This is a genomic window from Chitinophagales bacterium, assembly GCA_020635995.1.
Lineage (GTDB): Bacteria > Bacteroidota > Bacteroidia > Chitinophagales > UBA8649 > JAFMKE01.
In genome coordinates this window covers 579,311-595,688 of the sequence record JACJYS010000001.1, presented here as the reverse complement: position 1 = coordinate 595,688, position 16,378 = coordinate 579,311, and the positions used below count along the sequence as shown (strand labels likewise).

General features: G+C 32.1%; 17 protein-coding genes. 6 read left to right on the top strand and 11 right to left on the bottom strand.

What is annotated here, in order from left to right; genetic code table 11:
• The first annotated feature begins 161 nt into the window (after positions 1–161).
• From rpmH to H6578_02520, 5 genes are all read left to right on the top strand, one after another.
• Positions 162–317 carry a 50S ribosomal protein L34 gene (gene rpmH, locus H6578_02540; protein ID MCB9226038.1) on the top strand — a complete coding sequence of 52 codons (156 nt, stop codon included), beginning with the start codon at positions 162–164 and terminating at the stop codon, positions 315–317.
• Positions 295–708 (top strand): ribonuclease P protein component, encoded by a 414-nt coding sequence (locus H6578_02535; protein ID MCB9226037.1) that lies wholly within the window; start codon positions 295–297, stop codon positions 706–708. Before rpmH ends, H6578_02535 begins: the two co-directional genes overlap by 23 nt.
• A 637-nt stretch (positions 709–1,345) precedes the next feature.
• A complete protein-coding gene (locus tag H6578_02530; protein ID MCB9226036.1) occupies positions 1,346–2,401 on the top strand; it encodes a M28 family peptidase in 1,056 nt (351 codons plus the stop codon).
• Positions 2,401–3,060 (top strand): tRNA (adenosine(37)-N6)-threonylcarbamoyltransferase complex dimerization subunit type 1 TsaB, encoded by a 660-nt coding sequence (gene tsaB / locus H6578_02525; protein MCB9226035.1) that lies wholly within the window; start codon positions 2,401–2,403, stop codon positions 3,058–3,060. Before H6578_02530 ends, tsaB begins: the two co-directional genes overlap by 1 nt.
• Positions 3,061–3,097: 37 nt before the next feature.
• Positions 3,098–3,439 (top strand): helix-turn-helix transcriptional regulator, encoded by a 342-nt coding sequence (locus tag H6578_02520; protein ID MCB9226034.1) that lies wholly within the window; start codon positions 3,098–3,100, stop codon positions 3,437–3,439.
• 80 nt (positions 3,440–3,519) lie between these two features.
• On the opposite strand, the gene H6578_02515 is transcribed toward H6578_02520, so the two are convergent.
• From H6578_02515 to H6578_02465, 11 genes are all read right to left on the bottom strand, one after another.
• Positions 3,520–6,678 (bottom strand): ATP-dependent helicase, encoded by a 3,159-nt coding sequence (locus H6578_02515; GenBank protein MCB9226033.1) that lies wholly within the window; start codon positions 6,676–6,678, stop codon positions 3,520–3,522.
• A 111-nt stretch (positions 6,679–6,789) separates the two neighbouring features.
• The gene (locus H6578_02510; protein MCB9226032.1) at positions 6,790–7,206 is read right to left on the bottom strand and encodes a DUF4625 domain-containing protein; all 417 of its coding nucleotides are present in this window, start codon (positions 7,204–7,206) and stop codon (positions 6,790–6,792) included.
• Positions 7,207–7,210: 4 nt separating this feature from the next.
• Positions 7,211–8,122 carry a hypothetical protein gene (locus H6578_02505; GenBank protein ID MCB9226031.1) on the bottom strand — a complete coding sequence of 304 codons (912 nt, stop codon included), beginning with the start codon at positions 8,120–8,122 and terminating at the stop codon, positions 7,211–7,213.
• Positions 8,123–8,261: 139 nt separating this feature from the next.
• Entirely contained in the window at positions 8,262–8,636 is a 375-nt protein-coding gene (locus H6578_02500) for a hypothetical protein (protein MCB9226030.1), read from the bottom strand.
• Positions 8,637–8,726: 90 nt separating this feature from the next.
• Complete coding sequence (locus H6578_02495) at positions 8,727–10,298, bottom strand: GMC family oxidoreductase (GenBank protein MCB9226029.1); 1,572 nt, start codon at positions 10,296–10,298, stop codon at positions 8,727–8,729.
• A gap of 287 nt (positions 10,299–10,585) precedes the next feature.
• Positions 10,586–10,792, bottom strand: coding sequence for a hypothetical protein (locus H6578_02490; GenBank protein MCB9226028.1), 207 nt, complete (start codon positions 10,790–10,792; stop codon positions 10,586–10,588).
• 176 nt (positions 10,793–10,968) lie between these two features.
• On the bottom strand, positions 10,969–11,781 hold the full coding sequence (locus H6578_02485; protein MCB9226027.1) for a hypothetical protein: 813 nt from the start codon (positions 11,779–11,781) through the stop codon (positions 10,969–10,971).
• A 644-nt stretch (positions 11,782–12,425) separates the two neighbouring features.
• Positions 12,426–12,731, bottom strand: coding sequence for a hypothetical protein (locus H6578_02480; protein ID MCB9226026.1), 306 nt, complete (start codon positions 12,729–12,731; stop codon positions 12,426–12,428).
• A gap of 70 nt (positions 12,732–12,801) precedes the next feature.
• Positions 12,802–13,293: a hypothetical protein gene (locus tag H6578_02475; protein ID MCB9226025.1), complete on the bottom strand. Its 492-nt coding sequence runs from the start codon at positions 13,291–13,293 to the stop codon at positions 12,802–12,804.
• 477 nt (positions 13,294–13,770) lie between these two features.
• Entirely contained in the window at positions 13,771–14,244 is a 474-nt protein-coding gene (locus H6578_02470) for a YiiD C-terminal domain-containing protein (protein ID MCB9226024.1), read from the bottom strand.
• A complete protein-coding gene (locus H6578_02465; protein MCB9226023.1) occupies positions 14,231–15,184 on the bottom strand; it encodes a hypothetical protein in 954 nt (317 codons plus the stop codon). Before H6578_02465 ends, H6578_02470 begins: the two co-directional genes overlap by 14 nt.
• 71 nt (positions 15,185–15,255) lie before the next feature.
• Here H6578_02465 and H6578_02460 point away from each other — a divergent pair, with 71 nt between their 5' ends.
• Positions 15,256–16,332, top strand: a complete 1,077-nt coding sequence (locus tag H6578_02460) for a COX15/CtaA family protein (GenBank protein MCB9226022.1) — start codon at positions 15,256–15,258, stop codon at positions 16,330–16,332.
• Positions 16,333–16,378: the final 46 nt, after the last annotated feature.

The following is a 16,378-nucleotide window of genomic DNA, read 5'->3' as shown; positions in this document are numbered from 1 at the left end:
AAAATATAAAATAATAACCCATTACTCGTGTTATTGATTTATATTCTATAAAAATTTCTTTGCAACTCCTTAAATAAGTTTGTTTTTAATAAGAAAACCTTTATATTTGCACTCCATTTTGAAAACGAGGCTCGTTTATTGAGCAATAAACATAATATAAAATGAAAAGAACATATCAACCGTCAAGAAGAAAGCGTAAAAACAAACACGGGTTTCGTGAAAGAATGAGTACCAAAAATGGTAGAAAAGTTTTAGCTTCAAGAAGAGCTAAGGGAAGAAAAAAATTGACCGTTTCTGACGAAAGAAGACTTAAATAATAAGCATACTTTTAAACGCTACGAACGTTTAAAAAATAAGAAAACGATAGCTTCTCTTTTCACAAAGGGAAGCTATTTTGTTTGTAATCCGCTGATAGTCAGATATTCTTTTGAAAAAACAGAAGAAAAAAGCTGTGTTAAAGCTGCTTTTGTAGTACCTAAAAAAAAGTTTAAAAAAGCTGTAGATCGCAATAAAATAAAACGAAAAATAACAGCAGCATTCAGACAAAATAAGTACCAAATATACCAGCATTTTAGTTCTGAAAAATTTATTTTAAACATACTTTTTATATACAATACTAATGTAGCTTTGCCTTACGAAAGCATTGAAAATGCCGTAAAAAAATTTAATGCCCACTTATTTAAAAAAACCAATTTTAATACTAATTAGCTATATTTATTACGGCATTTAGGCTAAAGCCATTAATTTTGCAACACCTATGAAGCATATATTTTTATTTACCGTTCTATTTTTTCAATTTTTATCGGCTCAAAATTTACAAACTGCCGTAACCAATATGAGTAGTCACGTTTATTATTTGAGCGATGACAAACTTGAAGGACGAGCTACAGGAAGCCATGGAGAACAGTTGGCTCTACAATACATCTCTCAGTATTTTAAAGATTATGGCTTGCAAGCAAAAGGAGAAAATGGATTTATCCAACCGTTTGATTTTACTTTAGGGAAATCGCTGGGGCAACTTAATGGAATGATGGTTAATGACAGTGCATTAAAAGTAAAGGAAGATTATTTCCCTATGAATTATTCTGCCAGCACCAGCGTAAAAGCTAAAGCCTTACATGTGGGTTTTGGCATTCATGCACCGGGCTTGTATGACGATTATAAAATAGATAGGGACTATAAAGGGAAAATATTTTTAATTAGCATTTCTTCGCCAGACGGTATCCACCCCCACTCTAAATATTTAGATTATACCGATTATATAACCCGTATTAAAACAGCAGAATCTTTTGGAGCGGCAGGTGTAGTTTTTTATAATATAGATGCTAATATTGACGACCCAGAAATGGATTTAAGCATGAATGTAAAAGAATTTGACATTCCTGTGGTATTTGTAAAAAATATGTTTATTAAGCAAGATGATGAAATAGTGCTGAATGTAGATTTGAAAAAAAACGAAAAAACAGGAAAAAATGTAGTAGGATATGTAGATAATGGAGCAAAAAATACTGTAGTAATAGGTGCTCACTACGACCATTTGGGCTGGGGCGAGAACGGAGGTTCATTATACAGAGGAGAACCTGCCATACACAATGGAGCAGATGATAATGCAAGTGGGGTTTCTCTTATGCTTGAATTGGCTCGTACACTAAAACAAACACCTAATTTGAAAAACAATTACCTTTTTATTGCTTTTTCTGGGGAAGAGTTAGGATTGTACGGCTCAAAATCATTTATGAAAAATGCTACTATAGATACTTCAAAAATATTGTACATGCTTAATTTTGATATGGTGGGCAGGTTAGATGAAGAAAAAGATTTAGCCGTAAATGGCGTAGGCACTTCGCCAAAATTAAAAGATATAGTTTTGGCATCTAATAATGTAGGATTAAATTTAAAAACCACAGAATCGGGAATGGGCCCCAGCGACCATGCTTCTTTTTATTTGGCAAACCAACCTGTTTTACATTTTTATACAGGAAATAATTCCGATTACCATAAGCCCTCAGATGATGCTTACTTAATTAATTTTGAAGGTATGGGCGAAATTTATGAATATGCTTTATCCTTAATTAAAAATTTAGATAAAGAAACGGATTTACCTTTTACAAAAACAAAAGATACCGACAGTAAAAACACACCTCGGTTTAAAGTTACCTTAGGCGTAGTGCCCGATTATATGTTTGATGGCGTAGGTATGAAAATAGATGGCGTAACAGACGGAAAGCCGGCTCAAATAGCAGGAATACAGGCTGAAGATATAGTAGTAAAAATGGGAGATATTGACGTAACCGATATGATGGCGTATATGACTGCTCTCAGCAAATTTGAAAAAGGAGAGGAAGTAATTGTAAAAGTAATAAGAGATAAAAAACCTTTAGATATTAAAGTAACATTCTAATGGCATTTTTCCTTTTATTTGATACTTCTACCAAAGATTGTACTGTAGCTTTAGCACAAGACACCCAAATAATAAGCGAACGAATAGTAGAAAATACAAAATCGCATGCTAAATTATTGCCCTTACTTTTTCAAGAAGTATTAGATGAAGCAAAATTGTCTATTCAGAATGTAGATGCAATTGTTATAAGTGAAGGTCCGGGCTCTTATACAGGGCTCAGAATTGGTTTTGCTACAGCCAAAGCTTTGGCTTATACACTAAATAAACCTATAGTTTTTGTAGATACACTTGAAGCAATGGCGAAATATATGACCAAAATCATAAAAGAAGAAGATGCAGTGTATATGTCAACAATGCCGTCAAGAAAAGGAGAAATTTATTATGCTATAGCTAATGCTGACGGGAAAATTATAGAAAAATCAGCTCCAATTTTTATTGATGATTTATCGTTAAAATTTAATAATTTTAAAAAAATATACTATAGCAATAACGATTTAGGAAAAAAAATTATTGGAAATAAAAATTTTTTTTATAGATTTGTGAGTCTAAAGTCTAAAGCTACTCTATTGTTAGATATAGATGTTTTGCAAAAGAGTGAATTAGGCGATAGAGATTATATATATAAAAATCCAAAGTATTTGAAACCTTTTATGGGATAATATTGTTGGAATAAAGAATAAAACAAAATTTAAAAGAATGGGATACAGTACAAAAAAAATTGCCGATATAGTATTAAAAAACGGCAAAGAAGAAATCGTTATTAAAGGCGGAATTTTGCAAAGTGCTGCTTTAGCAGTAAGAGCAATAAACCATCCTTTAAGAAAGAAAATTATTGATTTGTTAGAAGCCAATGGCGAAATGGTGGTAACAGACATTTATGTTAAGTTAAGAACTGAGCAGTCTGTTGCATCTCAACATTTAGCTATTTTAAGAAATGCCGGCTTTGTTAGCACTAAACGTGATGGAAAATTTATCCATTACAAATTAAATAAGGAGAGATTTAGTTCTGCTTCTGCTTTAATTGAAAAATTAGCGTAACAATAAAGCATTTTTTATAACATTTAACAAACAAATTTTTTAACCCTAAAAGGCTACAGCAATGTAGCCTTTTTTATTTTCTATACCTCATCTTCTGTTAGTTTTTCCATTTCTCCATTACAAAAAGAACAATCTTCTTTTTTGCAACCTTCAAAATTTAAGGCTTGTATATTTTGCCAAGCATCTTCTATTTGGTGCTTCACTATATTAATATCCTCTGTACTTATTTCTACAGGCTCTATATGAAAAGAACCGTCTTTTGCATTGGGTTCTACAAAATCAAAAACCACATGAGCTAAATTCCAGGTTTGTTTATTCAAATCTTTATTGGTTTCTAATAAAATTTTGTAAAATACAGCTTGCCGCCAATAATCGCCACCATACATTTCTTCATAAGTGGGGTTTTCAGGATTTTTTGGCTCGTTGCTGGGGCGTTTAAATTTAGCTTTCTTTTTACTGTCAAACTTCCCTGTTTTATAATCTATAATATTTACTTTAGAATAGTCTAAATATTCAATTTTATCAATTTTCCCTCGCAGTTCTATTCCTTTATACACGCCTTCCATATTTTTTTCTAAAGAAACATTTTTATGCCAGCTATCTATATAGTTATTGTAGTAATCTTTAAAAAATACTTTAATATAGTCTTTGTATTTTTCGTATTGTTTTTGAGTAAAACTATCTTGCTCTTTAAATAATTCTTTAATTCCCAGCTCAATAAAATCTTCTAATGAAGGAAAGGTTTTATCATTTTCTTTCATAGCTAAAAATAATTTTTCTATAGCATTGTGCACCGCACTACCAAAGGCTATATACTGATTTTTGGCTTGTGGTATTCTTATAAAATTATGATAATAAAATTTTAATGGGCAGTTTAAATAATTGTTTAAATGCGTTACACTCATTTTATAGTTTTCCAGCACGCTTTTAAGCATATTTTCTTCAAGCAATTCCGGTTTTATAATTTCTGGTCGCAACTGATATATAGTGTATTGCATTATTTCGTTTTCACTTAGCTGTACTTCTTCAAAAGTTATATTTTCATTGTCAGCTATTTCGGTTATTAGTTGAGTAGGCATTAGCTCTTTGCCGTTTTCATCATGCGTATAGTAGCTTATTTGCAAATCTTTTTCGGCTCTTGTTATGGCTACAAAAAATAACCGTCTTAAATCTTCTGTGGCTTCTTCTTTATCTATGGTTTCAAAAATACCTTCCGGGAGTTTAAAACCACTATTACCTCCTTTTTTCTTTTCCCATTTGCTATCTATACAGCCCAGCACAAATACCTGCTCATATTCTAATCCCTTCGCTCCGTGTATGGTGTTAAACTGTACGGCATCTTCTGCATAAGTAGATTTAACGTAAGGAATGCTTATGTTATAATTTATATGTAAATCAATAGTGTTTAAAAATTGATTAATAGTGCAGTTTAAATGCTTATGATTTTCTGCTTTTATAAAATCAAATAAGGTTTTTAGCTCTTGCAAAAGCCAAACTTTATTGGGGCTGTTTTCTATATATTCTACTACTTTTAAATCATCTATTATTTCTTGAAATAATAATTGCAATGGTAGGGTTAGCATATTTTTCAGCCATTTATCTATTAATGTTGCTACATTATTAAACTCATTTATGGCACTTTCAGAAAATACATTGTTATTTAAAAATAGAGCTTCTCTCCACGTAGTTTTTGGCGTAGAATATCTGCTTTCTCTTAATTCAAAACTTAGTCGGGATACTTCTATAGGTTTTAAACTGAAAAATGGATAATTAAGCATATCAAAAAGTAAATCTTCTCTACTGTGAGCTATTTTATGTTCGCCTTCTAAATATCTTAGTATATTCAATAGCATATTGGTAAAAGGCTCATTTAAAATATTAACCTTTCTTTTAGTGTTAAAAGGAATATTTAATTGGTTTAAGCATTGCTGCAAATCTTCTGACTGCTGATGTTGAAGGTATAAAACGCCTATGTTTTTTAAAGGAATGCCGCTTTCTTTCAGTGTTTTTATTTTATTGGCAATATCGGCAGTTTCGTGGCTGGCATTTGGGTAGCTTACTATTTTGGGCAAACCGTGAGGCTTTTTTTCTACTTCGCCAGCTGCTTCTATATTCTTATCTAAAGCAATAGTTTTTATTTTATTAATTAACCGCCCATTGTTTTCGTTAATACTATCTTTTGCTATTTCTAAAATATTTTGCGTAGAACGATAGTTTTGTTTTAAAACTATAATTCTTTTTTCTTGCTCTTTAGCAGGCAGTTTTGCTATAGTAGCATTATAAAAGTGCATTATATTTTCAAGGTTTGCCCCTTGAAATCTAAAAATACTTTGGTCATCATCTCCTACTACAAAAACATTTGGATTGTCCCAGTAGCTATATAATGCCTCAAGTATTGCATTTTGAGAACCATTGGTATCTTGATATTCATCTACTAAAAAATACTGAAATTGCTCTTGATAAGTACTGAGTAACCATTCATTTTCTTTAAAAGCAAGTAGCACATTGGTTATCATATCGGTAAAATCATAGCGATTTGCTTTGCGTTTAAGTTCTTGGTAGTTGTTAAACTGTTTGGCGGCAGCTACGGTTAGTTCTAATTTTTCTTTTTCGGCATTTATTTTGCTTATGTTTGGGTCGCCAGCATTAAATTCTTTATATTTTCTTTTATAAAAAAATCCTTCTTTTGTTGGTAGCTCCTCTAAATATTTAACTACTGCTTTTTCTATATCAATAGCACTAAAATTTTCATTTTTCATAAAACTGAAAAGTGCTTTTAATCTTTTTGAGTCATAATAAACATCGCCACGCCATCTTTTAAGTGGGTTGGTGTCTTCAAAATTGTCTATCAATTGCTCAAAAAGTTCTACTTCTTCAAGTTCAGAGAGTGGTTCCATATCTCCAAAACCAAAAACATCGGGATAATCTTGTATTACTTTATTGCAAAAACTGTGAAAAGTATGAATGTTTACTTTGTAAGCTTCTGTACCTATAAATTTTATTAAACGCTTACGCATGGCGGTAACTCCGGCATCGGTAAAAGTTAGGCACAAAATATTTTCGGCATGAGCTAAGCCTTTGTCTAAAATATTGCCAACTCTGGCTGCCAATATTTGGGTTTTTCCCGTGCCCGGTCCTGCCACCACTAAAACAGGTCCTTCGGTAGTTTCTACAGCTTGTTTTTGAGCTTTATTGAGTTTGTTGTATTCTTCTGTAAATGAAAATGACGCCTTATGCATTATATATGTTTTTTATTTCAACACAAAGATACTAAAGCAAAACGCATTGTATTTACGGTAAGAGTTTTTGAGAATTAAAAATAGTTTAAACTATTTTTAATTGAAATATATTTACTCCATCACATGAAAACTTACGGTTTTGCTACCCATATTTCCATTATGGTCGTCTGCCCAAATAGTTAACTCAAAATCATTGTGCATTCCCGGCACTTCTATCACATACGTTTCCCTCATGTTGTATGTATTTCCATGAGAATGATTGCTGTATGTCCAAACCTCTACCGTTTCATCATTGTGTGTTCTTGTTAGCGTGGCACCCAAGTCATGTAGTTGGTCATTGTCAGTTATCAAAGCTGTTATTTGCAAGGTGTCGCCACTTACATAAGTTTCTGTTGCTGTGGGAGAACTTATGCTTATGGCAGGAGCTTCCGTATCCTGTTCGTTATTAGTGTCTTCATTGCAGGCAGTTAATAAAATATTTGCTGTTAAAAAACATACTAATAATAGGCTTAATTTATATTTTTTCACTGTGTTATAATTTAAAAGATTTTTTAATTTTTTGTTTCGTTTTTATAAAGTAGTTAATTTGTAGTTGCCCTCTAAAATTGGTGTATATTTCACCTTCAGTACTTAGGTAGTTTTGTGTAAAAGGTAGTTCTCCTTTTAGGTAAAAACTAAATTTATCATTATAATTCCATTGCAAACCACCAAAACCATATACGCCTGTACCTCCGGTTAAATTTCTGAGGTATCCATTGCTTTTATCCTTAGTTATATACTCATAGTTTACCCCTGCAAAAGGCATGTAAGAGTTCTTTTTAAACTCTCTTTTTATAAAATAAAAAGTGCTAAAATTAAACTGATGTCCATATTTGTAATTATACTTATTAGTAGTGTTTATTCTGCTGTTAAAGCTGGCATTAAAACCTTGTTTGTTTTTCTCAAAAATATACTGTGAGGAGAGCAAAACATCATAGCTTTTTGTTCCCAAATTAAAATCACTACCCGTATTATCGTAGTATCCTGTTGGAAATTTTGCACCCACCCGAAATATAAGGGTACTTTTGCTTGGTTTCTCTTTATCCTTAGGTGTGCTGTATGCCATAACACTAAATAGCAAAGTGGCATCTCCCAACCCTAATTGAGCTTTTCTGTCGCCATTTTTATAGTTTGTTATAGTATGCTGAAAAGGTAAATTGCCCATTATTTGAAATCTTTTAGCAAAGCTATATGCCACAAATACATTGTAAGAAAGATTGCTTATTTTACTTTTTGAAGCATCAAGCTGGTGGGCAAAACCCAAACTTGTTCCAAAAAAAGTTTTATTGCTTGGTAGCAACTGTCCGTCTAAAGTGTTCATACTGGTACAAGCACATGCATCGCACGCAAAAGCACTATATCCCACACTTAGACTTAATATTAAAGCAAGAAAATGCTTAATCATAAGTTTAAAATTTAATTTTTAATTAATTGATTTTTTTGATTCTAAAAAACTTTACAGCATGTATTAACCTTCAAAATAGTCCTCTTTTTTATGGATAGAAAATTAAAACATGATTTTTTAGAATACCTTTAAAGTACAATTAACTGTAGCGTGGAGGATCTAATGTGGTGTAGCGGTAGGCATCTTTAAGCATTAAAATCTTAGAGCCAGTATATGCTGTTTTTGCCACACTTGATTGTGGCATTTGTATTTCTGTTTGCTCCCAAAAAACGGGACTAATTATTTGAATTTCGTTATTGGTGTTTTTGTTGTCGTGTTGCTTTTCTTCAGCATTGGCTAAATTCTTTTTTAAATGGCATTTTCCATTACATTTTAGCTCGGGCTTGTCTTTATTTACACAAAAAACTTTAGTGATATACTCTTTCTCAATATTGTATATACCAATAAGTGTTATCTGGTATAAATTAGCAGAAACAATTGCAAATAAGGATAAAATGGCAAATGCTCTTTTCACAATGCAAAGATAAGTCTTTTTGATGAAATTAGGAGCTATTTATCCTTTATTCTGTTTAGAAATCACTTAATATTTATTGTACTATATGTATTAATCTAATGGCATTATTTGTGCCATAGCGTGTTCGCTTATAGCGGTTATGCTAAGAGAAGGATTAACCCCGGGGTTGGCACTGATAGTACTTCCATCGCAAACCAGCATATTTTGATAGCCAAAAACTTCACTTTTCTCATTTACAACGCCTTCTTTTTCAGTTTTTCCCATTACACAGCCTCCTAATATATGTGCTGTAGAAGGAATACCAAACAATGTTTCTAAACTAAGATTGGTGGGTTCGCCATCTATAATATCGGCAAACTGATGTGCTATATCATGTGCTTCTTTAATAAAGGGCGAAGGTTTTGCTCCTGTAGATACTTTTGAGTTCATTCTACCTATGCCGTTTAATGAAAATTTTAGGGTGCTGTCTATGGTTTGCATAAAAAGTATAATAGGAGAATTTTTTGCCCAATCTCTTACAAAAACAAGTCTTATAAAGCGTACAGGTTTTTTTAAAAAGTTGATTATAGTTTTTGTTATTCTATAAAAAATATTGTTTCCCGATACCATAGGAAGCATCAATACTCGCCAAAACCCGGAGCCGGGAGCATATCTACAAGGTTCTAAATGTGTGTTTTCGTCTGTGTGTAGTATTGAGCCTATTGCCAAACCTTTAGAATAGTCTTTGCCTTTTGTATTTATGCTGGTTACAGGTATTAGAGCTTCATTATTAGTGCGTATTAAATTTCCTAACTGATTAGATAAATTAGGCAAACTACCTTTCTTTTTTAATTGCAATAATAACTTAACCGTTCCTATTACGCCTCCGGAAAAAATAATGCCTTTACTTCTAATTTTCTGTTTCTTTTTAATAAAAGAAGTAGATGTTCTAATTGTAATTTCATAGCCTTCACTGCCGTTATTACTTAAAGGTACTACATCTATTATCTCTTTTTCTGCCCATATTTCAGCACCTAATTGCTGTGCCAAATGCAGGTAGTTTTTATCTAAGGTGTTCTTAGCGTTGTATCGGCAACCTGTCATGCAGGCACCACAATGGGTGCAACCTGTTCTGGTAGGTCCTTTGCCGTTAAAATACGGGTCGGGGACTTCTTTGCCTGCTTCGCCAAAATAAACAGCAACATTTGTAGGTTCAAATTTATCTTCTTTTCCCAATCTTTTAGCCACTTCTTTTACCACCATATCGCTATCGCCAAGCCAAGTATTTTTGGTAGCTCCCAGCATTTTTAAAGCTGTTTTGTAGTAGGGTTGCAAAACATTTTCCCAGTCTTTTAGCTGTGCCCAGCTACCCGAGTTATAAAAAGCTTTTTTAGGAACGGGAAGCGTATTGGCATACACCAAAGAACCTCCGCCCACACCTGCTCCGCTAATAACAGAAACATGGTTGAAAATGGAAATTTTCATGATGCCAAAAAAATGAATTTTTGGAAACCACAGCCATTTGGGCAAATTCCAGTTGGTTTTAGGAAAATCAGTGCTTTTATACCACTTGCCACGTTCTACTACCAATACTTTATAGCCTTTTTCTGCTAAGCGAAGAGCACTTACGCTTCCGCCAAAACCGGAACCCATTATTACATAATCAAAATCGTAGTTTTGCATGGTAGCATGAAGTTAGTAATAATAAATGACATGATTATCTTTTTATAAATAAAAAGGGCAAGAAAATGTTGCCATAAATACATTAACAATTCATAGAGTCCTTTCGGAGAGACCCTATGGAGAAAAACCTCCGCCCACACCAAGTGTCGGGTGGAAACACCCGACAGCACGGAAAAATTATATAAACAAATGTAAGCATTTTTTTGATGTTTTTACAATCAAATAGAAGGTAGCTTCTGACAGCACGGAAAATATTTTCTATGTTTTCCCAATTTTGGGAATGATTTTTATATAATAATCATAGAAGTAGCCGGGGAAAGTTGGTCTGTTGTTATGGTAACCCAAAGCGTATCAAAGAGTGGTGCGGTGATAACACCGACCATAAGAAAATAGCCTTCTTTCCATTTCTGTTCCGACAAGTATTGTAAACACTGATCTTCTGTGCCGAATTTTCTGTTAAATTCTTTTCTTGATAATCCTTTTAAAATCTTCATTGCTGTTTTTTATACAAATTTACAACAGCTAAACGCACCCTATTTCTGCTTTGCGATTTAAATGGGTAATCCTATAACTTTATTTAGTGTAGTAGTAGCTGCAAGCTACCTTTTTAGCAGTCCGTAGGCACAGCCGTACGGACAGTTTGTTCGCTATAAACTACGGACAGGTAGGGTTATTCTACGGACAGCTGAGAGATTGCTTTTAATTCAGCATGATTATAGTCTACTATTTTATTGATGAACTTTTGACCACTATATAAAACAAATCCATCTTGGCTAATAACAGTTTTTTCCTCTACCAATATTCCTGTTGCCTTATGTATGAAAGATTTAGCAATTACATTTTTGGGTTCATTGCCTTTTAAAACTTTAGTTCTTTTTACAATCCAACAATCAATATTTTTATTAAATAAAATTAAAACAGTATCACCAAGCACTTCACTTTTGTATTTATCTACATCAAAAGAAAATCTATTTACATCTTCTCTTTCTAAAAATTCTTTGCTGATTTCTGCTAAAGGAGCTGGAGAGCTACCTAAATAAAAATCCGAAGTATCACTTATAGTAACTCTTTCAATTTTATAAATTCCATCGGTAGTAGTGATTTCTTGAAAAGTAATTTTTTTTGAATAGTCTTGAATAAGTCTATATATAGTATCGTTATGCACAATATTTTTTTCTCTTTGGTAGATAAAAGAGTTTGTAAAACCTTTCACATAATTTTCCTTAAACAAAATAGTATCTTTTATGAAAGTTCCATTTTTATATTCGAGAAAAGCATATTCAATTTTCTTGTTGTTAAAATTGAAGTTGTTTTTTTGTGCATTTGAAAGTTTTTGTGGTCTACATGAAAAACAAAAAGCAACAAGATAAAAGAAAATTATTATTACTTTATTCTGGAACATCAACACTATGTTTTTGCAATTCTTTTTTTCCCCTCGTGGTCGGCATCCCTGCCGATTTCCACTCTCTTTTATTAAACCCACAAACCAAATGTAGGAAATATTTTTGATGTTTCTATAAACAAATTATAAGAAGGTAGCTTCTGACAGCACATTAAAGTGTCGGGTGGAAACACCCGACAGCACGGAAATACCTTTTCCAAGTGCAGGGTTTTGATGCGGGGTGGAAACACCCGACAGCACGGAAAAATATCTTGTTTGTTCATTATCAAGGCTTTATAACTAAAAAACACTCTTTTTTACTTTTTTTCAGTTTTTATTGTTATCTTTTTTACCCTCTATCCCTTTATTTATAAGTGTTTTACTATTTTAAAGTTCGTTTTTATTTAATTTGTGGTTTATTGTTATGTATGGCTTGAAATTGCACTGAATTTTACTTAAAGTTTAAACCAAATGTAAGCATTTTTTTTGATGTTTTTGTAAACAAATTGTCAGAAGGAAACTTCTGACAGCACATTAATTATTTTATGGGTAAACTTTAGTTGCGAGTGAGGCACGAACGAAGCAAACTCTATAGTAAAGCGTTCCGATTTCCACTCTCTTTTATTAAACGCACAAACCAAATGTAAGGAATATGTTTGATGTTTTTGTAAACAAATTGTCAGAAGGTAGCTTCGGACAGTACAGAATTTTTTTTGCCGAAAATGCCATTTGGAACATTACCAATTTTACGTGGTTAAAATTCTTACAACCATTCTTACAGCCAATAAAAAATACAGCACTAAAGGAACAATATTTAAAAATATTGAATTGGTTGTTACCTGCAAGTTTAATCTTTTAGCTTTTATAATCAACCATATTGAAACAATACTTTGTATTAACAACATTGGGTAAAAGAAAAAAGTAGTAAACGCCATATCAATTTTTCTAGACATTCCGAGTTTTTCCTCAATAACAATAAAAGTCAAGCTTGTCAAAACAAAAAGAATAAAAAAATAAAAATTTATTTTACTATATTTTTTAACGTAATTCATTAATCTGATTTAACATTTTCAAAATCCAGTAGAAGAAGTTAACATACAACTAATTTTTATGTCTTTTGTCTTACATTGCTTTTACAATGTCTGTAACATGACCTCCTAAATCGATTATAACTTTATCTTGAATTTTCTTAACTATTCTGAAGTTAACTTTCCAGTTAATATTCATAGAACATTTAGCTTTTTCTCTCAAATTTTCAGCAATAATAGGATAATATTTAATTAATCTATCAAGTCGAGTTTCTATAGCTTCTTTACCTTCTATGATTACCTCTATATCCATAATTTCATCTAATGCAGAATCGTAATCCATTGGGTAAGACGCCATATCTGAGTTAATTTGATTTAACATATCTTCTCTATAAAATCGTACTTCACCTTTCTGATTTGATAAATAAAACCCCATTGAATAATTATTTTTACGAGGGGTTAGGAGATTTACCGTAATTAACACATTGTGTATATTCTCTCCATTTTTCTGTATTAATATTAACATAATATATTCCCCTCGTGGTCGGCATCCCTGCCGATTTCCACTCTCTTTTATTAAACCCACAAACCAAATGTAAGAAATATTTTTGATGTTTTTGTAAATAAATTGTTAGAAGGTAGCTTCTGAGAGCACTGAAAGAGTGGTACGGTGAAAAAAACACCGACCACAAGGAAAATTATTACAAGAATAAAAAGCCAAACCAACAAGGATAATAAACAAAAACTTTTTCATAAACATAGTTATTTATCGCCAGTATAAACATCGATCGTATCAATATCACCAGAGTGATTTCCTGATTCATGAAGTGGAAATGTTTTTCCTTGACATGATGGATATTCCCCTCGTGGTCGGCATCCCTGCCGATTTCCACTCTCTTTTATTAAACTTATAAACCAAATGTAAGCATTTTTTATGCTTAGTGAAATACTCGTGGCACGACTTTAAGTTGTACCATGAGTAGATATATTTACCACTGTAAACACAAAATAGTTTAAACTATTTTGTATTAAAAATCGGGATAAAATAGCTTTTCATTACCCCTTAATTTTTCAACCCCACATAAGTATTAATATTTACCACGGCATAAAGCTCGCCTTGCTTATTTTTAAGTTCTACTATGTGCTCTTTATTGTGTTTTCCTTTTTCTGCTATATCTTTTTTAGCCGCTTCTATTTCTTCTTGTTTTAGCTCAAAATCTATATAAATATCTTTAGTGGCTGGCTTTATATACTTTATTTTAGCCGATTTTAGCCATACTTGCACATTCATGTCGTACTGCTTAGCAAAATTTTGCCAATACATTAACGCAAAAAAAGGATCGGAAGCAGAAAACATAGTGCCCCCAAATATTGTCCCCGATAAATTTCGGTTTAACAATGATTTTTTAATCTTAATTTTCATCTGTTTAAAATCTGCACTTACATACAGCAGTTTTGTTCTTGAAAAAAGATAAGGAGGATAAAGATTCATGGCTACTTTAAACCAAAAAGGGGAAACTGTTTTAGGCTTGCTCATTGTGTAATATCAAATCTACTTTATTGAGGTCAAAGGTACGAACACCGTTTTCATTTATGGTAAAAACAGAAGCCCAATTTCCTTCATAAACTATATCTCTACACAAATAAGATGTTTTGCTATGCACTAACTGAGAATAAGAATCATCAAAAGAAGTAATAATAACAACAAACTCGGTTTTATTAGCTGTCATTTCTTCTTGCGATAAATTGAATAACGGACTTTCTTCATCTATAATATGAGTTAAGGTCCAGCTCATAGGCATAAAATTTATTTTGTCATATACCAATGGCAATGAATGGTAGCGTTTTACAAAACTGCCTTCCTCATTTTTTTCATTATGAATCATTAAAATTTTCCCTTCAATATCAAATAAATCATTGCTCAAATTATTTGCAATTCTTATTTGCATTACTTTTTTCTCTTCAAATTCGGTAATTAAAATATTTTTAGAGTATATAATTTCAGATTGTGGTTTTGAAAAACGCCCATATACTAAACCCGCTATAATGGCAAAAGTCATTAAGCCCAACAATGCTTCTACCGATGCTAAAATACCAGATATTATTCCCGTGGGGTGCATAGCTCCATAGCCTACAGTAGTCATAGTTTGCACACTAAAATGAAAAAGGTTTATAATGTCTAAAATAAAATTTTGTGAAGTAAAATTAGAGATATACTCCGTGCCAACTATGTAATAGAGCAAGCTAAACATGCCATTTATTAAAGTAAAAAGCACAAGAATTATAAAGAAAAACATCTTCCAAGAAATATTGGTAAGAAAGTGGTATATATGTATTTTTTCTCCTTTTCGTTCTATGTTAAAAGAACCGTCTTTATTTACAATTCGCTTTTCGTTATTGGTAGTCTTTGAGCTTAAACCTAAAATATCAATTTCAAAAAAACGCAATTTTTTTCTTGTAGTATTATTATTTGACATGTGCTTAATTGTTTATTAAAAATAAAAGTTAAGATAGCATTTAGTCTTAACTTTGCATAAAAGTAAACAATATGACTCCGCAAGCAAAAAAATGGGTAAGTATTTGGTTGGCAATAGGTTTAATTTTAGTATTTGTGCAGGTAGTAATAGGTGGCATAACCCGACTAACAGACTCGGGCTTGTCTATTACGGAATGGGAATTAGTTAAAGGCGTTATTCCGCCTACTAATGAAGCAGAATGGACCGTTGCATTTGAAAAATACCAAACACACGCTAAAAAACAGTACGAAACAATACACAGCACCATGACTTTGCCCGAATTTAAGCGTATTTATTTTTGGGAGTGGTTTCATAGGCTTTGGGGAAGAAGTATGGGCATAATCTTTATTATTCCTTTTGTTTTCTTCTTAATAAAAAAATGGTTGCCTGGCTGGTTAATAAAGCGTTTGCTTATAGTAGTGGGTTTGGCGGCTTTAGCAGGAGCATTTGGCTGGATAATGGTAGCCAGCGGACTAAACAATGATAACCGAACTTGGGTAAGTGCCTACAAACTGGCTACACATTTAATTATAGCCACAAGTTTATTCTCTTATCTGTTTTATACTTTTTATAAGGTTGCTTTTCAAGATACGGAATTTAAAGGCGGAGCAAATTTAAAACCGCTACTTTTAGGCATAATAATTTTAGCTGTAGTTCAAATTATTTTTGGTGGATTTATGGCAGGTATGCGTGCCGGAGCCATACACCCACATTGGCCTATTTTTATGGGCAATAATCATTTAATTCAATTAGTAAGCAATCCAAGTTTAATTCAAGAATCGGAAGTTATAAACTACGAAGGTTCAGTTTGGATAAAAGGAGTAGTGCAAATAACACACCGTGTTTTAGCCGGATTATTGGTTTTATTATCGCTTTACTTTATAGCAAAAGCCATAAAAATATCTAAGCATTTAAAAGTAGCTTCATTAATAATCGGTTTATTTATTGGCTTACAATATTTGCTTGGCGTACTAACCGTTATAGGCATTATAGGCAATAAAACACCTGTGTTTTTAGGTGTTGCTCACCAAGGCGTTGCCCTACTATTTTTAGTTAGTTTATTGCTTGCGTGGTTTTTAATTTCAAAAAAGGATAAAAATATTTCATAAAATTCTTTTTTAAGTAAAAATTATACCTTTAGTTTGTACCCGTAAT